Annotated in this window: 17 protein-coding genes; 5 read left to right on the top strand and 12 right to left on the bottom strand. The window is 57.5% G+C overall.

Going from position 1 to position 19,974, the window contains the following annotated elements; genetic code table 11:
- Nucleotides 1-90: 90 nt before the first annotated feature.
- The 10 genes from NT179_09410 to bamA form a co-directional block, all read right to left on the bottom strand.
- On the bottom strand, nt 91-729 hold the full coding sequence (locus NT179_09410) for a DUF374 domain-containing protein (protein MCX5722232.1): 639 nt from the start codon (nt 727-729) through the stop codon (nt 91-93).
- Entirely contained in the window at nt 722-2,467 is a 1,746-nt protein-coding gene (msbA, locus tag NT179_09405) for a lipid A export permease/ATP-binding protein MsbA (protein MCX5722231.1), read from the bottom strand. The genes NT179_09410 and msbA overlap by 8 nt, the downstream gene beginning before the upstream one ends.
- Nucleotides 2,455-3,582 (bottom strand): lipid-A-disaccharide synthase, encoded by a 1,128-nt coding sequence (gene lpxB / locus NT179_09400; protein ID MCX5722230.1) that lies wholly within the window; start codon nt 3,580-3,582, stop codon nt 2,455-2,457. Before lpxB ends, msbA begins: the two co-directional genes overlap by 13 nt.
- 74 nt (nt 3,583-3,656) lie before the next feature.
- Complete coding sequence (locus tag NT179_09395; protein ID MCX5722229.1) at nt 3,657-4,619, bottom strand: Gfo/Idh/MocA family oxidoreductase; 963 nt, start codon at nt 4,617-4,619, stop codon at nt 3,657-3,659.
- A 10-nt stretch (nt 4,620-4,629) separates the two neighbouring features.
- On the bottom strand, nt 4,630-5,481 hold the full coding sequence (gene lpxI / locus NT179_09390; GenBank protein MCX5722228.1) for a UDP-2,3-diacylglucosamine diphosphatase LpxI: 852 nt from the start codon (nt 5,479-5,481) through the stop codon (nt 4,630-4,632).
- A 3-nt stretch (nt 5,482-5,484) separates the two neighbouring features.
- On the bottom strand, nt 5,485-6,291 hold the full coding sequence (gene lpxA / locus NT179_09385) for an acyl-ACP--UDP-N-acetylglucosamine O-acyltransferase (protein ID MCX5722227.1): 807 nt from the start codon (nt 6,289-6,291) through the stop codon (nt 5,485-5,487).
- A gap of 58 nt (nt 6,292-6,349) precedes the next feature.
- Nucleotides 6,350-6,808 (bottom strand): 3-hydroxyacyl-ACP dehydratase FabZ, encoded by a 459-nt coding sequence (fabZ, locus tag NT179_09380; protein MCX5722226.1) that lies wholly within the window; start codon nt 6,806-6,808, stop codon nt 6,350-6,352.
- A 237-nt stretch (nt 6,809-7,045) separates the two neighbouring features.
- The gene (locus NT179_09375; GenBank protein ID MCX5722225.1) at nt 7,046-7,582 is read right to left on the bottom strand and encodes an OmpH family outer membrane protein; all 537 of its coding nucleotides are present in this window, start codon (nt 7,580-7,582) and stop codon (nt 7,046-7,048) included.
- A 128-nt stretch (nt 7,583-7,710) separates the two neighbouring features.
- Entirely contained in the window at nt 7,711-8,262 is a 552-nt protein-coding gene (locus NT179_09370; protein ID MCX5722224.1) for an OmpH family outer membrane protein, read from the bottom strand.
- 239 nt (nt 8,263-8,501) lie between these two features.
- Entirely contained in the window at nt 8,502-10,823 is a 2,322-nt protein-coding gene (gene bamA, locus NT179_09365) for an outer membrane protein assembly factor BamA (protein MCX5722223.1), read from the bottom strand.
- A 275-nt stretch (nt 10,824-11,098) separates the two neighbouring features.
- Between bamA and galU the strand changes: the two genes are divergently transcribed.
- From galU to NT179_09340, 5 genes are read left to right on the top strand one after another with little or no spacing between them, the layout of a single operon-like run.
- Nucleotides 11,099-12,010 (top strand): UTP--glucose-1-phosphate uridylyltransferase GalU, encoded by a 912-nt coding sequence (galU, locus tag NT179_09360; protein MCX5722222.1) that lies wholly within the window; start codon nt 11,099-11,101, stop codon nt 12,008-12,010.
- 48 nt (nt 12,011-12,058) lie between these two features.
- Nucleotides 12,059-14,551: an endopeptidase La gene (gene lon, locus NT179_09355; GenBank protein MCX5722221.1), complete on the top strand. Its 2,493-nt coding sequence runs from the start codon at nt 12,059-12,061 to the stop codon at nt 14,549-14,551.
- Between the two features lies 1 nt (nt 14,552).
- Nucleotides 14,553-15,605: a thiamine-phosphate kinase gene (thiL, locus tag NT179_09350; protein ID MCX5722220.1), complete on the top strand. Its 1,053-nt coding sequence runs from the start codon at nt 14,553-14,555 to the stop codon at nt 15,603-15,605.
- Nucleotides 15,606-15,625: 20 nt separating this feature from the next.
- Nucleotides 15,626-16,114 (top strand): DUF2062 domain-containing protein, encoded by a 489-nt coding sequence (locus NT179_09345; GenBank protein ID MCX5722219.1) that lies wholly within the window; start codon nt 15,626-15,628, stop codon nt 16,112-16,114.
- A gap of 10 nt (nt 16,115-16,124) precedes the next feature.
- Nucleotides 16,125-17,543 (top strand): HD domain-containing protein, encoded by a 1,419-nt coding sequence (locus tag NT179_09340; protein ID MCX5722218.1) that lies wholly within the window; start codon nt 16,125-16,127, stop codon nt 17,541-17,543.
- Between the two features lie 421 nt (nt 17,544-17,964).
- Here the strand turns inward: NT179_09340 and NT179_09335 are convergent, their stop codons facing one another.
- Nucleotides 17,965-18,417, bottom strand: coding sequence for a hypothetical protein (locus tag NT179_09335; protein ID MCX5722217.1), 453 nt, complete (start codon nt 18,415-18,417; stop codon nt 17,965-17,967).
- Between the two features lie 171 nt (nt 18,418-18,588).
- A partial coding sequence (locus tag NT179_09330; protein ID MCX5722216.1) for an RHS repeat-associated core domain-containing protein occupies nt 18,589-19,974 on the bottom strand: 1,386 nt, incomplete at its 5' end.

The following is a 19,974-nucleotide window of genomic DNA, read 5'->3' as shown; positions in this document are numbered from 1 at the left end:
TCAGCACAGTCTTTTGCAGAGCTGACGGCTGAACGCTGACAGCTGATGGCTAGGTTTTCACGGCCTCTTCCGCCTGATCCGTCAGTCGATTCAGGACCGTTTCAAGCTCGAGCCGTGCCGCTTCCAACGTCTGTTCGTCGGCGTCGCGCGGAACCCAGATGGGGGCGCCCCAGAGATAGAGGCCGCGAGACCAGAGGAATGGGACCATGAACCGATCCCAGCTCGCGAAGAGTTTTTTTTTGAGCAGCGAAAGGCCAACGGCACAATCGGAAGCCCTGTAGCTTTCGCCAACTGCACCACCCCGAGCTTGACCACCTGCCGAGGTCCCTTGGGTCCATCGGGAGTCACCACCAGGTCCGCACCAGATCTCCCAAGCCTGATTAATTCTCGTAGTGCCAGCGCTCCACCCCTGGTGCTCGATCCGCGAACCGCCCTGTGGCCAAATCGGGAAATGATACGCGCGATGATCCCGCCATCCTGATGTTGGCTGATCAACACATCGACCTCGATCCCGCGATTTTCCAGCTCTAAGGCGACCATGAGCTGCTGCGCATGCCAGAACGAAAGAATGAAATGCCCCCCCTGACGACGCAAGGCCTCCATCGGCTCATAGCCCTGCGCATCGATCGTCATCGTCCGCCCCAACCCTCGAATCACCGCGGCCCCGATCGGAGGGAGCACGGAGAGCTTTAGCCACGTCTCGATTCGTTTGATCACGGGATTACGCATCGGCCACATCCTGAAACTGCATGGCATGGAGCTTCTGATACTGTCCCCCGCGACGAAGCAACTCGTCATGCGTCCCCACTTCAACGATCGATCCTCTGGACAAAACCATGATCCGATCGGCCCGTTGAATCGTGGACAATCGATGGGCGATGACGAGGGTCGTCCGATTCTTCATCAAATTGGCGAGCGCCAGCTGCACGACCCGTTCTGACTCGCTGTCCAACGCCGACGTGGCTTCATCGAGGATGAGCAAGGGGGGATCGCGCAGGATCGCACGGGCAATGGCCAAACGCTGCCGCTCCCCGCCTGAAAGCTTTACCCCTTTTTCTCCCACCACCGTTTGATACCCCTGAGGCAGACGGTCGACAAAGTCATGGGCATAGGCCAACTGCGCCGCCCGGAGAATCTCTTCGTCGGATGCGTCCTGCCGCCCAAAGGCGATGTTATTGCGGATGCTGTCGTCGAACAGCACGACATCCTGCGAGACCATCCCGATCTGCGACCGGAGCGACCGGAGCGAATAGGACTGAATATCGACCCCGTCAATGAGAATGCGCCCTGCCGTCGGCTCGTAAAAACGCGGGATGAGATTCACCAACGTAGTCTTGCCGCTTCCGCTGCTGCCCACGAGCGCGACCATTTCGCCAGCGCGAATCGTCAGATTAATCTCATTGAGCGCCGGCACCACCTGACTCTCATAGTGAAACGTGACGTCCTCGAACGTCACCGATTGGGCCACCCGCGGCAGCTCCAAGCGGCCACGATCCCCATCCTGCTCGGTCTTGATATCCAAGACATCGAACACTCGTTCCGCCGCCGCCAAGGCCTGTTGAATCGAGTTATTGGAGCCGGACAGCCGGCGAATCGGCGTATAGGCCATGAACATCGCCGTCAGGAATGAGAAAAACTCTCCCGGCGTCATAGAACCGGCGATCACGAGAAAACCGCCATACCAAATAATCGCCGCGACTCCCACGACACCGATCACTTCCATATGCGACGACCCGATGGAAGAAACCTGAATCGCCTTCATTGTCGTATTGAGAAATGCGCGATTACTCTCCTGGAAACGTAGCTCCTCGGTCTCTTCGCGCCCATAGGCCTTCACCATGCGAATGCCGGATAACGTTTCCTGAAGCGTGGAGGCCATATCCCCCATCCGCTCCTGGCCGCTGGCCGCCAAGGCCCGCAGCCGTTTCCCCATCCGCACCATCGTGAATACGGACAAGGGAATCACAATCACCGAAAGACCGGCCAACCGCCAATTCTGATAGAACACCACGCCCATCATAGCCAGAAAAGTAAGGCCCTGCTGGAACACATCCTTCAGCACCCCGGCCACCGCATTCGCCATCATCGAGACGTCGCTCACCACCCGGGACACCAACCGCCCCGAGGTGTTCACATCGTGATAGGGAACAGGCAAGCGAATGAGTTTCCCGAACAACTCCTGCCGCACGTCGGTAATCACCTGATTCCCGACATAGTTCATAAGATAGTTTTGCCCGTAATTGAAGACGCTCTTGCACACCGACACAGCGAAGAGGGCGAGCGGGAGGACGACCAGAAGACTTTCGTTCTTATTGATGAAAATTTCGTCGAGGACCGGCTTGATAAGCCAGGCATAGGCGCCGGAGAAGGCCGCCACCATCCCCGAGCACACGAAGGCCGCCCCCAGACGAACCTGATAGGGCTTCAGGTAATGGACCAACCGTGTCAAACGATCTAGCGTCGACATTCGGACAATGCCACCTGCGCAGCTCGGCGGGATGCACCGGGCTCTCCCAATGATTCCCGAACCTGTCGCAGCCCTTCCTTCATGCCATTATACGCCGACTGATCGCGCAAGAGATGCAGCGCCTCCTGACACAACCGCTCGGCCGTCGCCTCATCCTGAATCAGTTCCGGCACGATCGACCGGCCCGCCACCAGATTGACGAGCCCAATCCATTTCACATTGATCAGCCACCGCGCCAGCCGATAGGTCACCGGCGTGGTCTTATACAGAAGGACCATAGGCGTCCCCACTACCGCCGCTTGCAAGGTCGCAGTCCCGGACGCGATCAATAGCACATCGGACAGGGCCATCACTTCGCTGGACTGGTCATGCGCCACGCGCACAGGTACAGGACTGTGCCGCAACAGGGACTGGATCAGATTATCGTCGATTGAAGAAGCCTGCGCCAGGATAAATTGCGTGCCAGGTTCCGCGGCGACCAGTTGTTCCGCAGCCTGGAGAAGCACCGGCAGGAGCATTTCGACTTCGCCCACGCGACTCCCAGGCAACAAACCGACGACCGGCGCAGACTCGCCCAGGCCGAACTGGCTGCGAAGCTTCACACGATCGTATTGCGGCGCGACAACATCGAGCAGGGGATGGCCAACGAACGTGCAACGGACACCGGCGCGGCGATAGAGCTCAAGCTCAAAGGGCAGGATCACGACGACATGGTCGACCCGGCGCTGAATCCATTTCATCCGCCCTGGCCGCCAGGCCCATACTTGCGGGGCAATGTAGTAGAGCACGCGCCGACCGGCGGCTTTGGCGACCCGGGCGAAATGAAAATTCAGCCCTGGATTGTCGATCAACACCACAAGATCCCAGGCTTCCGACTTCAACACCCGCCTGATGGCCAGCACACGCTGCACCATGGCACGGATGGCGGAAAACCCGATCAAGCCCATCACATCCAGCTGCGGAACACCCGGCACAAGCTTGACACCAGCGGCACGCATTGCAGCCCCGCCGATCCCCACCAACTCAGCCTGTGGGTCGAGCGCCATCATGGCTTTGGCCAAATTGGCCCCGTGAAGATCACCCGAGGCTTCGCCCGTCACAATTAAAATTCGCATAAGTTTTAAAAGACGGGGTATAGGGGTCAGGGGGTAAGACTCTGTGGCTTGCTCCCGTTACCCCTATATCCCGACTATCCCGCTATCCCTTCTTCATGACGGGCCGCAAAGGCTTCAATGGCCTGCAAGACTTGATGCGCGACCTCCACGGCTGCCGCGCCATCCTCGCCCGACACCACCGGCCTCGTGCCGGTGCTGGCTGCATGAAGAAACGATGCCAGTTGCAGCTTCAACGGTTCTTCATCTCCCCCTTGCAACTGCTCAACCTCGACCGTCGGCTTCTCCCCCGCCTTGACTTGACGGCGAGAGATCGTACCGTGGCGTGTCTGGAAATCGATCGAGACGTAACTGTCTTTTTGGAAGAGACGCAACCGGCGCATCTTCGTCATCGACACGCGGCTGGAGGTCAGATTGGCCACGCAGCCGCTCGTGAACTGAATGCGGGCGTTGGCGATATCGATCGAGGAGGACAAGACTGTCACCCCCGCGGCCCGCACTTCTTCAACGGGACCGGGGTTCAAGGAGAGCACGAGGTCCAAATCATGGATCATTAGGTCTAAGACCACATCCACATCCGTGCCCCGTTCACTGAAGCTGCTGAGACGATGACATTCGATAAACACAGGCCGCCCGATATGGGGTCGCATCAGCGCCATGATCGGATTGAACCGTTCGCTATGGCCTACTTGCAGGCAACAGTCCCTCTGCTTGGCCAGCTGCACCAACTCCTGCGCCTCTGCCGGCGTGACGGCAAGCGGCTTTTCGACCAGGACATGTTTGCCAGCTAAGAGGCAGGCCTTGGCAACGGCATAGTGGCCGGATGTGGGCACAGCCACACTCACGATATCGACCTGCTGCAATAGTTCATCAACCGTATGAAAAACCCGTACCCCGTGCCGGTCTGCGACGACTTTCGCTCGCTCGATCGACTGGTCCGATACCCCGACGAGCTGCGCCCCTGGCAAGGAGGCATAGAGGCGCGCATGGTGCTGCCCCAGATGTCCGACGCCGATGACGCCTGCCCTAAACGTTGTCATAGGTTGAGGCTCATGTCACGATCGGTTCGAGTTTTGCGATCCCGACAATGGCGATGCGGGCGGACTTGGCCTTCTCCAGCATGATCTCGCGATCCAACAGAATTGTCCGTCCTGCTTCGATGGCCAGCACAGAGGCCTTGACCGACGCCATCACCTCGATGGTCCGGGGCCCCACGGCCGGGAGATCGAATCGCATGTCCTGCTGCGGCTTCGACCGCTTGACCACCACCGCCCCGTCCTTGGCCAAATCGCCGCCGCGCTTAATAGCTTCGTCAGTGCCTTCGACCGCTTCGACCGCCACGACCACGCGATCTTTGATCACGACGCACTGCCCGATATCCAGACGCCCGATGGCCTCTGCCACGTCCCACCCGTACCGGATGTCCTCCCACTCTTTCTCCGAGGGAGTGCGCGCCGTCAGCGGTCCTTCTTCTACGAGAATCCCCTCAAGCCCGAAGGTCGATTCGCAGATAACGATCCCTTCCTGCTCAAGCTCCTTTGCCAGTTCGCGCAGAATATCGTCGTCTTTCCAGAGCGCCAACCTCGTCGCCAACGCCAGGGTGCGAAAATCCGGGCGCAGGGTGGTAAAGACATGGGTCTTCTTGATCCCGCCCAGCATCACGGCCTGATGGACGCCATCTTCCTTGAAGGCCTTGATCAGCTTGTTGAGCTGGCCGATCTTGACCCAATGAATCCGATCCACATGGCTAGCCAACTCCGGTTCCGTCTCGCCCTCATGCGCCACGGCCGACACGTGATAACCGAGTTTCCTGGCATTGTCCGCGAAAATGATCGGAAACCGGCCGTTGCCGGCGATCAGACCGATCCTCTCACCATCGACAACCTGAGGCAGTAATGCCACTCGCTACTCCTCATTCTCTTGATCTTTGCCGACCGAGCGGCAAATACCCCGTTTCGTCCCCTCCAGAAATGCCACAACCGTCATGACATCTGGTTGGTCAGCAAACTCAATCTTCGCCAGCTTGGCTGCTTCCGCGGTGCGATGCCCCGAGCGGAAGATCATATCGTAGGCCCGCCTCAGCACCGAGATTCGATCGTTCGAAAACCCCTGCCGGCGCAACCCCACCGAGTTCAGGCCATACATTCTCGCGCGATAGCCACCAGCCGCCCGCATGAAAGGCGGAAGGTCCTGCCCGAGGGCGCAACAGCCGCCGACCATGGAATAGGGCCCGATTCGCACATGTTGATGGATCCCGGTCAATCCCCCGATGATGGCATGGTCGCCGATGGTGATATGGCCGGCTAAACTGGAGGCATTGGCCATGACGATATGGCTGCCGAGATAACAGTCATGGGCAACGTGAACATAGGCCATCAAGAAGTTCTTGGAACCGATGCTGGTCGTCCCGCCGCCTTGCACCGTCGCGCGGTTGACCGTGACATATTCCCGAAAAATATTGTCATCGCCGATCACCACCTTAGTCGGCTCGCCCTTGTAATTGAGATGTTGGGGCGGGGCGCCGATCGAGACGAAGGGATGCAGCTCGCACCGCGCGCCGATCTCCGTCCAGCCATCGACGGCGACATGGGAGACAAGACGAGTCCCTGGCCCGATCGTCACATGTTCGCCGACGACACAAAATGGGCCCACGACAGCATCGTCGGCCAATGTGGCTTTGGGGTGAATGACCGCACTCGCATGAATCTGCACGCTTAACCTCCAGTGATGGGTGATGAGCTTAGGATGACCGCTTTCCCGTCAACCGTCGTCACGCATCACTCTTCACGGTCTTTTCTTCTGTCACCATAGCCGTCACTTCGGCCTCACAAACCAGTTCATCCTCGACAAAAGCCTTGCCCTGCATCTTCCAAAATGGCGCCCGCTTCTTCACGACATCGATCTCAAACCGTAATCGATCACCGGGCACGACCGGCTTTCGAAACTTCGCGCCATCGATACCGGTCAGATACACGACCGGACGCGTCGCATTTCCCATCGACTTAAACGCCAGCAGCGCACCGACTTGCGCCATGGCTTCAAGAATCAACACCCCCGGCATGACCGGGCGTCCGGGGAAATGCCCTTGAAAGAAGGGTTCATTGATCGTCACGTTCTTGATCCCGACGATCCGCTTGTCTGGATCCAACTCCTGCACGCGATCGACCAGAAGAAAGGGATACCGGTGAGGTAAGAGGGCTTGAATTTCGGCTTGTTCCATCACGGACATCGGCAGAACCTCCTCATTGGCAAGATTGGCAAGACGTCACATGACCCTTCCGAGCTTGCTCGTGATCTTTTTAGGGATGGGGGCTGACTGATCTTCCACTGCACGCGTCATCCCAATCCCACACTTCGCGTTCAAGGGCAGCCTGATCGATCCTCGATTGTGCGCGTCCAACGAGGGCCTTCTGAGGCCGCGCGTTGCGCGAGCACAGAAGATCATCAGCCTCCATCCCCTTCTCTTCTACTTATTCTGTCGATCAAACTCCTTCACCAGCTGATCGGTCACATCCAACGCAGGCTGATGATAGAGGACAATCTTGATCGCCGCCTCGCTCCCCTTATCAAGGATCGCGACATAGCCGTTCTTTTCCGCCACGACTTGCGCCGCTGCATGCACTTTCTTCGAGTACTCCGCCACCATCTCACGTTGTTTCTGCTGGATCTCGCGGTTGAAATCTCCTAGCCGTCGCTGGTAGGCCTCCAGCTTGGACTGGAACTGATTTTGTTTCTCCTGCCTCGCGCTATCAGTCAACTTCCCGTCCTGGATCTTCTGTTCCAATTCCTTCAACTCCAGGTCGTCGGCATTGATGATCTTCTGCCTGGTCGAGGAATAGGCCTTGAGCTCTTCCAACGCCCGTTTGCCGGTCTTCGACTGCTCGATCACCACTTGCTGATCCATCACCCCGACTTTGAAGGTCTCAGCCGACAGCCCCGGCACAACCATTGCCAGCCACAATCCCACGGTACCGATCACACAGGCCGCTCTCGTTCGTTCCATCGAGTCCTCCTCCTCTTTACCAGCACCACATCCTATTTCACACTTGGCCGGACACTGAAACCGTCGCTCACCTCACCCGCCAGATCCGAGCGCCCGCTTCAATTATGGTCTCTCAGCATCTCTACCGGCTAGGGATATTCACGGTTAAATTCCTCGATCACGTGACCGGTGATGTCGAGCCCCTCCTCGCTGTATAAGGTAGGGCCGCCCTTCCCCTTATCCATAACGATTTGCAACCCGAGACGCTTCGACACTTTCCCCACGACCAGCTCCACCTTCTCACGGAACCCTTCAAGCACGTCTTTTTGCTTCTCCTGAACCTCCCGGTTCATTTCGCCCGCTTTCTGCTGGTACTCCGCCATCCGGCGCCGGAATAGTTCTTCACGCTCACGTTTCGCAGGCGCACTCAACACGCTGGCCTGCCTCCCAAAATCTTCTTCCATCCGGCGGAGCTCTTTTTCCTCTATCTCGATCAGGGCCTGACGATTCTTGGAGAACGCGCCCAAGGACTCCTTGGCCTTTTTGCCGGCGCTCGTCTCACTCAGGAGACGAGCCGGATCGACGACTCCCACGGTCCCCTCGACCTTCGCCCCGCCTGCAGCACAGCCGGCCATCACAATGAGACCCATGACAAGGCAGGACCGGGACAGCACGGTTTTGAATACATGATCAGCTCGCATTACACCCCATACCTCTCACACATGGTCATACACTGGTCCCCCTTGGATGCTGAAAAAGTCCGCCAGCGGCGTTCTCGCGTCACTCAGAGACTCAACGTACCGAAGCGTACGCCTCGCCTCTTCGCTTGCTGCGGCCTTGCTGGACAGCCTTTTTGAGCATCCTGCGATTATTCAGGCCCCGGCACCATACGGAAAATTTTAGCCACGCTTTCCATATCAACCGATTTCCCCCGGGCCTGCTAGAACAGAGAGCCCATCGTAAACTCGAACACCCCTTCTCGCTCACCTTCACGCGGGCTCAAATTGAGCCCATAGGCCGCCCGCAAGGGGCCGAACGGTGAAATCCATCGCCCTTCGATGCCTGCCGTTTTCCGCAACTTAAACGACACGGACTCGTTGTCGTCGAAGCCCTTTCCATAGTCGAAGAAGATCACCCCGTTCAACTTCGCATCGGAGGAAATCGTAAAGATGAAATCATTATTAAAAATCAGCTCTTTGGTCGCGCCAAGCAACGTCCGACCGGTGGTCACAGGTCCCGCCTGCCCGAACACGAACCCGCGCATGGTATTAATACCTCCAACAAAATACCGTTCGGTCAGAGGAATTGCCTTCCCATTGATGCCCTCTGCCGCACCGTAGCGCGCATGGATTGAGAACCGCGTATCAAACGGGAGCGGGGTGTACTTGATGACATCCAGGGTATATTTATAAAAATCGTTGGATCCCCCCAAATAGGGCGTGCCCAAATCGAAGCCGACGGAGGTGCGCCAACCGGTGCGGGGATCCAAATAATAGTCCCTAGTGTCGCGAGCCAGCGAGGTCCGGAACCCGGTCGTCGTCTGACTTCCGAGCTGGCGGCAGACCATAGGAAATACATCCGGGCAAATCCCCTCTTGCGGATCGCTGAAATTCAACTGCTCCGCAAACAAGCTCACACTGCCTGTGGCGTACTCAGAGAGCCATCGAGAAAACGTCACGCTGGCGCCGGACTTTTTCTCAAAATAGGTCATGTAGTTGGTCATACTGCGGTAAACGTCCAGCTGCATCGACGTCAAGGAATCGTTCAGATAGGGATTGCGAAATGTGATCAACCCTAATGTCCGCTGCTGTCCCAACTGACCGCGGATTCGTCCCATCCAGCCATTCCCGCCGAGGTTCCCCTCCGTAATATCGGCAATCGCGACCAACTTGTCCAAGGTGCTGAATCCACCTCCGATACTGAATTGGCCGGTCGGCTTTTCTTTCACACGAACATTGAGATCCACCTTATCAGGACCGACCTGCGCAGGAAGGATTTCCACTGTCTCGAAGAAATTCAAGTTGTTGAGCCGCTGAAAGCTCCGCTTCAGCGCGGGGGTATCGATCACGTCCTGTTCATCGACGCGGACTTCCCGGCGAATCACATTATCTTTGGTCTTGTCGTTCCCATTGATGTTGATCTGACGGATCCGCATCATCTCCCCCTCCTTGATGGTCAGGGTGATGGTGGCGGTCCGGTCCTCCGGATTCGGCGTCACTGCAGGCGAGACATCGGCAAAGGCATAGCCTTTGCCTCCATAGAGATCGTTCAACCGGGTAATCTCGTCACGAATTTTCTGCCGCTGAAAGATCTCCCCGTCCTTAATCTTGAGCCCCTCGCGCAGCTCCGGATCTTCGAACACCGTATTCCCGCGGAACCCGACTTCGGCCACGGTGAACGGCTCCCCCTCCATCACCGTGTAGGTCACGACGAACCATTTCTTGTCCTCGCTGAGCTCCACCGTCGGCAACCCGACCTGGATGTTCAGATAGCCTTTGTTGAGCAAGATCTCTTTGATCCGCTCGGCGTCGTTATTCATTTCCTCCCGCTTCAACACGCCGGCATCCGAAAGCAGCGACGGCAACTTCAGCTGTGTGAACGGACCGTGCCAGGGCACCCATTCCCGCGTCGCCATCACCTTGAACAGCTCGTCTTTCGTCGCCGCGAACAGGCCGTCAAAGTTGACCTTTTTGACGCGCGCCTTGGTTCCTTCTTTCACGAAAAACGTCAGTCGCTTCCGATCCTCGTCCAAGGTTTGCACGATCGGGGTCACATGGCAATCGAAGTAGCCGTCCTCCTGATAGGCCAAACGAATCTTCTCCGCGCTTTCCTTGGCCTGCGGCTGATCGAGAAAGGCTTGGCTCTTGATCGTGATCTTTTCTTTGAGCTTGTCGTCGCTCAGCTCTTGATTCCCGTCGAAGACGATCTCGGTGATAAACGGTTTCTCGCGGACCAGAAAGGCCAGAGCCACCCCGCCCGCTCCCGGCTCCGTCTCCAGCTGCACGTCTTCGAAGAACCCTGTCTCGTAGAGAATTTTGATTTGGCCCCGGACATTTTCAGGGGTGTAGGGGTCGCCCGGCTTCAAGGTCAACCGTCCGGCAATCGCCGGCAACTCGATCCGCTTGTTGCCCCGGATCTCGATCGTCGTGACTTTCACTCCGGCCTGTTCCGCTGCGACCGCAAACAACGGCAGCGCCCCGCAGGACAAGGTGACGAGTAATAAAACGAGGAACCACCGAGGCCCTGAGGAGCCGTACGTCATCCTCATCGGATCTGAGCCCCGGAGATAGAGAACGATAATAATGACATCATGGATAATCCTAAATTTAGCCGTGACTGCACAGTCATGAACCGACGCTGGTGTCAGCACGGCCTTCATAGGCGCGAGAGTTCTGCGAGCTCCGCGCAAACCCCTCCCTCACCGCAACATGCGTGCGAAACTGCCGGATTATATTGGGCAAGTATTTGAATGTAAAGCAGACCACCTGCGCTCCTGCATTCCTTGACATCCCCTACCCCATCACATAGTATCGATTCATGTCACGCGTCGAAGTCCGCAAAGCCGTGATTCCCGCCGCAGGCCTGGGTACGCGCTTCCTTCCCGCGACGAAAGCATCTCCCAAAGAAATGCTGCCGCTGGTCGATAAACCGCTCATTCAATATGCGGTGGAAGAAGCGGTCGCCTCCGGGATCGAAGACATCATCATCATCACGGGGCGCGGCAAACGCGCGATCGAAGACCATTTCGACCGCTCCGTCGAACTGGAAGAAAACCTCAAGGGCAGCGGCAAAGCGCAGCTCCTGAGCCAGATGCGGCATATCTCCACCCTCGCGAACTTCTGTTACGTCCGTCAGCCGGAAGCATTGGGACTCGGCCATGCGGTCCTCTGCGCCCAACGGCTAATCGGCGACGAACCCTTTGCCGTCATTCTCGGCGACGAAATCATCGATGCCCCCGTGCCAGGCCTCGCGCAACTCATTCATGCCTACAAAAAACGACAGGGCGCGATCCTCGGCGTGCAGGAAGTGCCCCACCACGAAGTCAACCGCTATGGAATTGTGTCGCCCCGAACCATTGCCGCGGGAGTCCATCGGGTCGAGGGCCTCATTGAAAAGCCGTCGCCGGACGAAGCCCCTTCGAATCTCGCTGTCATCGGCCGCTACGTCCTGCCGCCGGAGATTTTCTCCATCCTGCGAAAGACCACGCCCGGCAAAAACGGCGAAATCCAATTAACCGACGCCCTCCGGGAATTGGCCAAGAAATTCCCGATGTATGCTCTGGAGATCCAGGGACAACGGTACGACGCAGGGGACAAGTTGGGGTTTCTCATTGCCACAGTCGAGTTCGCACTCAAGAATCCCTCCCTGGGACCGGACTTCGGCGAGTATCTGCGAAATCGCCTGACGTCTCTCAAGAAGCGCGGCACGACACGATCACGAAAAACCTAGGCGCCGCGCCGCTCATTCACGACTGCACACAACACTGGGACCACACAGATGAACGACTCGATCGAACAAGACTTACAGCCACCGCAAAACGCTGAAATCCCGGACCACCTTCCCCTGTTGCCGGTCCGGGACATCGTAGTCTTCCCCTATATGGTCCTCCCCCTGTTCGTCGGGCGGGACATGTCGATCAAAGCGATTGAAGCCGCCTTAGCCGGCAACCGCATGATATTTCTCGCCACGCAAAAGGCCCTGGACGTCGAAAATCCGACGGCGGACGACATCCATACCGTCGGCACGGTCGGCATCATCATGCGGATGCTGAAACTGCCGGACGAACGCATCAAGGTGCTCGTGCAGGGGATCTCGAAAGCCAAGATCACGGGCTATATCCAGACAGAGCCCTACTACTCCGTGCGGATCAGCAAGTTCCCCGAACAGAAGCCGGTCGGCGCCGCCCTCGAAACCGAAGCCACCATGCGGACAGTAAAGGAACAGATCGAACGGCTCGTGAGCCTCGGGAAGGTCCTGATCCCGGACGTGATGGTCGTCATCGAAAACCTCGAAGACCCTGGCCGGCTCGCCGATATGGTGGCCTCCAACCTCGGGCTCAAAGTCGAGATCACTCAGGCTGTCCTGGAAATCATCGACCCGATCAAGCGCCTCCGGCATGTCAGCGACATCCTCGGCAAAGAGATCGAAGTCCTCTCCATGCAGCAGAAGATTCAAGCGCAGGCCAAAGGGGAGATGGACAAGACCCAGCGCGAATACTTCCTGCGCGAGCAACTCAAAGCCATTCAAAAAGAACTGGGCGAGCTCGACGAGCGGGCGGAGGAAATCACCGAGTTCCGCAAGCGGATCGCCGAATTGAAGATGCCGGAAAAAGTACTGAAAGAAACGGAAAAGCAGCTCAAGCGCCTGGAGAAAATGCACCCGGACACCGCTGAATCCGCGACCGTCCGGACCTACATCGAGTGGATCGTGGAACTGCCCTGGTCCAAACGGTCGAAGGACAACCTCGACCTCAAGGCCGCCTCCAAAGTCCTCAACGAGGACCACTACGATCTGGAGAAGGTGAAGGAGCGCATCCTCGAATATCTGGCCGTGCGGAAACTCAAAGACAAAATGAAGGGCCCGATCCTCTGCTTCGTCGGACCGCCCGGCGTCGGCAAGACTTCGCTCGGCAAATCGATCGCCCGCGCGCTCGGCCGCGAGTTCGTGCGCATTAGTCTCGGCGGCGTCCGCGACGAAGCCGAAATCCGCGGCCATCGCCGCACCTATGTCGGCGCGCTTCCAGGCCGCATCATTCAAGGCATGAAACAAGCCGGCACCAACAATCCGGTCTTCATGCTGGACGAAGTCGACAAGGTCGGCATGGATTTTCGCGGCGACCCCTCCGCGGCCCTGCTCGAAGTGCTCGACCCGGAACAGAACAACTCGTTCACGGACCATTACCTGGGCGTGCCCTTCGACCTGACCGACGTGCTCTTCATTGCCACGGCGAACCTGATCGACCCCATCCTGCCGGCCCTGCGCGACCGGATGGAAGTCATCAGCATCCCCGGCTATACCGAAGAAGAAAAGTTGGGCATCGCCCAGAAATACCTGGTCCCCCGGCAACTGAACGAACATGGCATCACCGAGAAACATGTCCGTATCACCGAACCGGCCGTGCGCCAAATCATCAGCAACTATACGCGTGAAGCCGGCGTCCGGAACCTCGAACGAGAAATCGCCAATGTCATGCGCAAAGTCGCCAAAAAAGTGGCGGAGGGCAAAGGCGTCGGATTCCCCGTCAATCCGGCCAACCTGCACAAATATCTCGGGGTCCCCAAGTTCGTGCCGGAAGAGGAATTACAGATAGACGAAATCGGCGTAGCCACAGGGTTGGCCTGGACTGAGTCAGGCGGCGACGTGCTCTATATCGAAGCCACGGCCATGAAGGGCAAGGGACAATTGACCCTCACAGGCCAGCTGGGCGACGTGATGAAGGAATCGGCGCAGGCCGCCTTGAGCTATGTCCGGTCGCGCGAACGCACCCTCGGCATCAATCCCGATGTCTTCACCACACAGGATCTCCATATCCATGTGCCGGCCGGAGCCATTCCCAAGGACGGACCCTCCGCCGGCATTACCATGGCCACGGCCATTGCCTCGACCCTGTCACAGATCCCGGTGCGCCGCGACTTGGCGATGACCGGCGAGATCACGCTCCGGGGCCGGGTGCTCCCCATCGGGGGATTGAAGGAAAAACTGTTGGCGGCAAAACGGGCCAAGCTCACCACCGTGATCCTGCCGAAGCGGAACAAGAAGGACCTCGACGAGATTCCCAAACACATCTTAAAGGGTATTCACCTCGTCTTTGCGGACACGATGGACGATGTGATGAAGGTGGCGCTCCGACGGGGCCCGAAGCCCAGGCCAGCCGGCAAGCCCCACAAGACGCAACTGCCACAGAAGAAACAGACTGCCCGCGCAAAGATTGGGCGGGCCTCTCGCTCACAGCCGGCACAGGCAACCACCAGGGCCTCGACGCCCCGCTAACATGGCGCCCACAGCCCGTTCGAAGTCCCGCAGCGCGATTCACGAATTCGATCTCATTCGCACGCTCCAGCAACAATATAATCGCAACGATCCCTCGGTGATTCGAGGGATCGGCGACGATGCGGCCATCGTGACCTCAGGAGCCGGCAAATGGAGCCTCCTAACCACCGACCTGTTAGCAGAGGGCATCCATTTCGATCTCCGAACCGCCACGATGACCGATATCGGCTTCCGCGCCGCAGTGGCCAATCTCAGCGACATTGCGGCAATGGGAGGGACGCCTCAGTATCTGCTCGTGTCCCTGGCCATTCCCCGCACCGGCGCCAAACAACATGTGCTTCAACTCTACAAGGGCATGATGACAGCCTGCCGCCCGCATCACGTCACACTCATCGGCGGGGATACTTCTGCCTCAGCCAACGGATGGTTTATCAACATCACGCTGGTCGGAATGGTCCCGCCCCGCAAGGCTCTGCTCCGAAGCGGCGCGCAAGTTGGAGATCTGCTCTACGTGACCGGCACGATCGGCGATGCCTTAGCAGGATTGATGCTCTTGAACGAACAACCCGGCAAGACACGCCGCCCCCGCACGGCAGCGCTCTCGGCCAGACACAGACAGTTTCTGATCAACAGGCACCTGCATCCAACAGCACGTCTCGCGGAAGGCCAATGGCTCAGTACCCATCGCGTCGCAACCGCTGCAATCGATCTGTCGGACGGCCTGTCCGGCGATCTCCGCCATATTTGCGAAGAAAGCCATGTCGGCATGGATCTCGATCTGAATTCGCTCCCGCTCTCTCCTGCCTGCCGCGCCTATGCGGCATCCAGGAAGCTCGACCCATTGGCCCTGGCACTGACCGGAGGCGAAGATTATGAATTGCTCTTTACCCTGTCTCCGCACCACAAGGCCAAGGTTGAGCGGGCCGCCAAGCTTCACCAGTTTCGCATGACCTGCATCGGCGCCATTCGCCCGGCTCGCAACGGCATCCAGGCGATCGACCAGGACGGGACGAAACGTCCGTTACCGAACAGCAGTTACGAGCATTTCAGATAACCAGCGCATCCACCGCAACTATGGCTATGCTCCCCTCATTCCGATCGCTGATAAAACGGGTCCTCCATCTCAAGGAATCACCGCAGCGAACGGCGCTAGCCTTCGCCATGGGAGTCTTCATCGCCTTTTCCCCAACCTATGGCCTCCACACCGTCATGGTGCTCTTCTGCGCCTGGGCCCTGGGTCTGAACTTTCTTGCCCTCATGGTCGGCGCCTCCCTCAATAATCCCTGGACCATCGTCCCGATCCTCGGCGCCACCTATTGGGTGGGCGCGCTCTTGCTCGGCAGATCGGACGGCCCTGCTTTCGATTGGCATGACCTGAGCTTCGGCGCGATCTACGAACAGGTCATGCCCTACGCCGTGCCATTCTTTTTGGGAGGATTGGTCCTGAGTCTCCTCGGTGCCGCGCTCACCTACCCGCTCGCCAACTATTTCCTGACCAAACATCGGCAGCCTCATCCCCCGGACCAGGCAAAGCCATTGCCGCCCCCTCAAGATGTACGCTAAGATCGGATTCATGTCAGACGGTCATCAATCCAATGCTCCCTACGATGGATCGGCGCTGATCGCCGATCCAATCCATCAATATGTCTCCTTCACCGTGCCCTTCTCCGCTGCGGACCAGCACGAGCGGACGGAAAAGGACCTGATCGACTCCCCCTGGGTCCAGCGCCTCCGGTACATCTATCAGCTCCAGAGCGCCAGGTGGGTCTATCCCTCCGCGGAACATACTCGCTTCGTCCATTCGCTCGGCACGATGCATGTGGCAGGCCGTTTTGCGCGCCATCTCTATCCGTTTCTCAAGAAAACGGTGAAAGACATCCCCTCCGCGAACTATGTGGAAGAATTCCTTCGCGTCACCGCCCTCGCGCACGACATCGGCCACGGCCCCTTCTGCCATTTCTTCGACGACAACTATTTGCACGCCTTCGGCGCCAGTCACGAAAAACTCGGGCAGATCATTATCCGCGACCATCTCGGTCCCATCATCCGTAAAATCAGACGCAGTCCCTCCGGCCCCTTCGACAAAGGCGAGGAGCTCAACCCCGACCAGATCGCCCATGTGATCCTCAAGGAAAAAGGCAAAGACAACTCCCGCATTCCCCGATGGATCAACATGCTCCAGCCGGTCATTTCCGGCAGCTATACCGCAGACAACCTCGACTATGTCCTGCGCGACTCCTATATGTGCGGCGTGGCAGTGGGGCCGGTCGATCTCTCCCGACTCATCCACTACACGATCCTCACGGACAAGGGATTCACGATCCATAAGACAGGCCTTCCGGCCCTGCAGATGTTTCTCAACACCCGCATGTATCTCTATTCCAACGTCTACTACCACCGGACTACGCGCGCGATCGACATCCACCTCCGCGACATCTTCGGCGAGACCATGAAGCTCCTCTTTCCCCACGATCCCCGCAAAAAGATGAGCGAATACCTGGCGCTGACGGATTGGTCGCTGCTCGAACAGGTACGGGGATGGAAGACCTCGCGCCATGCCACCGAGCGGCGTCTGGGTGCAGAATGGCAGAGGATTCTCGGGCGCGACGTCAAATGGAAGATGGCCTATAGCGCGGTGCTCAAGGAAAAAGGCCAGGAGCGCGGCATGGACTTTCCCAGCCACAAGCACTTCGAAGAGCAAATTACAAAAGAATTACCGGCGAAGCTGAAAAAAGTGGAATTCCGCGTCGACATGGCGCCGCTTGACCCTCGGCCTGACCCGAAAGACCGGCGCGGCAATCCCCTCTACGTCTACGACCCCAGCACCAAAGTCGTTTCAACCGACCCCTTGGAGGAATTCCTCGACCTGCTGCCCACCCGCCTGGTCCAATTCCGCGTCTATACCCTCGACCATACCTATGACGAAGCCCTCTCGCGAGCCACGGCGACAGTGCTGAACAAGACCCCGTCGAGCCTCGAATCGAACGAGTAGTAGGCTGCTGAAAAAGTCCGCCAGATTCCTGCGCCGTTCGTATCGCGTCGGAAGAAAAGAGCATATGGCATATAGCCAATAGCGTATGGTCAGACATGGAGAGCGGGCGTCTTTGCTATCAGCTATAAGCCATTCGCCAGACGCTCTTCTCCCCCACCAGATACGCTTCACGAACGACGAACAAAGAGACGGACTTTTTGAGTCCTCCGCTAGAATTTCTTCTCGGCCAAGCTTCGGCGGGCACCCCGCTCCTTCGGCAACGTGCGCTCAGCCACCGACACAGCCCTGAATATAGATGAAGGGAGCGGTGAGTATATTAACGCAAAATCAGATACTTGAATCTTCGCGCGAGTCGCCAGCTGAGACCCGGCCTCATGCCATCGTGCGGGATCAGGAATGACTCCCAGCCCATTTACTTCCACTAACAGTTCAGAGCCACCATATTAATGCGCCACTCTGTGATTTTGGTAAAAGTAATAGTCGGAATCGTAATCTCTCTGCTTTTCATTACCAAGGAAGGCATAGAAAAAGTAAATTGATCATCCCTCGTTGGTAATCCGTCGAAGAAAATATCGTAGGTTTTTCCGGAAAGCATCCTAAGACCATCTTCAAATTGAACAACGCGTGTATTGTTCAATCTGTCTGCATGGTGTTCAGTTTCAATAACTCTCTTAGGCGCGATTGCCTGAGCACCGCTTTTCGAGCTAACGACAAACTGCCCACCTCCAAACGATAGCTCATTTCCTCTGATCCCGTAGACGATTAGCGATAGACCATCTGACCCCGGACGCATGCTGGCGGCCATATTGATATTGTCCAGTTGAATGTTGATTGTTCCACGAGGCCCCAATTGTTGATGACATTCGTTCGGCACAGTTGTCCCGGTCGAAGCCGTGGGCGTAAAATATGTCTCCCTCAAGGGGTAGCAACTTGACAAAAATATACAGCCGCTCACTATCGCAAGCCACGATATATATTCTACCCCCACATGTTTACCTAGACTTAGTATACTCAAACAGCTCTCTCCATATCAGCCCTCATTAACTTACCGGACTCTTATCTGCGTAAGCAAAGGGGCAGTCAACGAGAACGTTTGCCCATCAACAGTGAGTTGGTTAATTCCTGCCGCTACCGTCAACCCATACATGGGCAGCATTGTGGGAATGTTCGTGAGAACATTCATCCCGAGATGGCTTGAGTCAGTTAAAAAGTCATGTCCGCCCCCCATGGCGTTCACAAATGGAAGCATCCCTGCGGCTCTCATCAACGTTGAGCCTTCGTTGCAACAAAAACTTTGCTGTGCCGCTTGGAGAGCTTGCTCTGTAGGGTTTGAAACTCCGACATTATCCAAAAACTGTTTGGCGGAAGGGTCACCTACCCCTTTCACTTCATTGCCCGTTCCTGGACCTGGGTTAACCCCTGCAAATCCCGTCAATGCAGTGTATGCCTCAAAGGCAGTGGCTGTTCCAAATCCAATGGCAAAGCCGATTCCAAAGTTTCCTCCTCGAATGGCCGAGGTCACTCCTCCCGTCACACCTCGTCCCATTAACGTCAAAAACGAATCCTGACTCAATCCTACTGCTCCTCCGAGTGCTCCTCCAGCTGCTCCCGCAAGAATCGATGTTCCCCAATTGACGTGATTGCCTGACAATGCCGATCCAGTAGAGCCGACCACGCCTCCGACAGCTCCTCCGACTGCGCCACCAATCACCGCTCCAGCGAATACACTACCGGTCAAGCTGGCAAACGCCGGCGCCGCAGCTCCTCCTGTATAGATCGAGGCTACCACTGCAGCAGTTGCAATGGCGTAAGGACGCGTGGTTTTGTCGAGAAATGCCATTGCGCCAGGCGCAAATGCCCACCCAACGCCGCGCACGATGGGATTTCCGAGGAACTTGCTGAACTTGAATTTATGCCCGGTCGGATCGATATAGAGCAGTGGATTGTTCCGCACATAACTGTACCGGTTATAACTTTGCGGATCGCTTGCATGCGGCACGATGGTATCCGCTGAGATGAACCGGCCCAGCGTCGGGTCATAGTACCGGGCTTCGTAGTAATAGAGGCCGGTGCTGACATCGAGTTCTTTGCCCGTGTACTTGTAGGGGACATCAATGACGGGGTTGCTGGAACTCTCGTTCCTGTTGGTCCCGCCGTAGGGGTAGTAGGTGATCGTCTGCACCTTGTTACCCGCTGCGTCGGTAATCACACTGCTGGAGCCCAGATGATCTCCATGCCAGTAGTTAACGGCACCGTTGCTGGCGATGGTCGCAATGCGGGTGCTCCCAGTCCAGATAAAGCGCGTGCAGTTCGTGTTGTCGCACTCGTAGAGCTTGCTGATATAGCGCGTCGTGGTGCTGCCGACGATCTTCTTCACTCGGCCCCCATCCCCGTCATAGACGAACGTCGTGATGGTCTCGCCTTGAGTGAT

This window comes from Nitrospirota bacterium, assembly GCA_026387665.1.
Taxonomy (GTDB): Bacteria; Nitrospirota; Nitrospiria; order Nitrospirales; family Nitrospiraceae; genus Palsa-1315.
The sequence above is the reverse complement of the archived record's forward strand: the minus strand, read 5'-3'. Positions and strand labels throughout refer to the sequence as shown.

Bases quoted from the DNA above. Each gene is read 5' to 3' on its own strand.
- NT179_09410 (MCX5722232.1), bottom strand. From the start codon at position 729: ATGCGTAATCCCGTGATCAAACGAATCGAGACGTGGCTAAAGCTCTCC.
- NT179_09345 (MCX5722219.1), top strand. From the start codon at position 15,626: ATGGCTATGCTCCCCTCATTCCGATCGCTGATAAAACGGGTCCTCCAT.
- NT179_09395 (MCX5722229.1), bottom strand. From the start codon at position 4,619: ATGACAACGTTTAGGGCAGGCGTCATCGGCGTCGGACATCTGGGGCAG.
- lpxB (MCX5722230.1), bottom strand. From the start codon at position 3,582: ATGCGAATTTTAATTGTGACGGGCGAAGCCTCGGGTGATCTTCACGGG.
- msbA (MCX5722231.1), bottom strand. From the start codon at position 2,467: ATGTCGACGCTAGATCGTTTGACACGGTTGGTCCATTACCTGAAGCCC.
- thiL (MCX5722220.1), top strand. From the start codon at position 14,553: ATGGCGCCCACAGCCCGTTCGAAGTCCCGCAGCGCGATTCACGAATTC.
- lon (MCX5722221.1), top strand. From the start codon at position 12,059: ATGAACGACTCGATCGAACAAGACTTACAGCCACCGCAAAACGCTGAA.
- galU (MCX5722222.1), top strand. From the start codon at position 11,099: ATGTCACGCGTCGAAGTCCGCAAAGCCGTGATTCCCGCCGCAGGCCTG.
- fabZ (MCX5722226.1), bottom strand. From the start codon at position 6,808: ATGTCCGTGATGGAACAAGCCGAAATTCAAGCCCTCTTACCTCACCGG.
- NT179_09340 (MCX5722218.1), top strand. From the start codon at position 16,125: ATGTCAGACGGTCATCAATCCAATGCTCCCTACGATGGATCGGCGCTG.
- bamA (MCX5722223.1), bottom strand. From the start codon at position 10,823: ATGACGTACGGCTCCTCAGGGCCTCGGTGGTTCCTCGTTTTATTACTC.
- NT179_09370 (MCX5722224.1), bottom strand. From the start codon at position 8,262: ATGCGAGCTGATCATGTATTCAAAACCGTGCTGTCCCGGTCCTGCCTT.
- NT179_09375 (MCX5722225.1), bottom strand. From the start codon at position 7,582: ATGGAACGAACGAGAGCGGCCTGTGTGATCGGTACCGTGGGATTGTGG.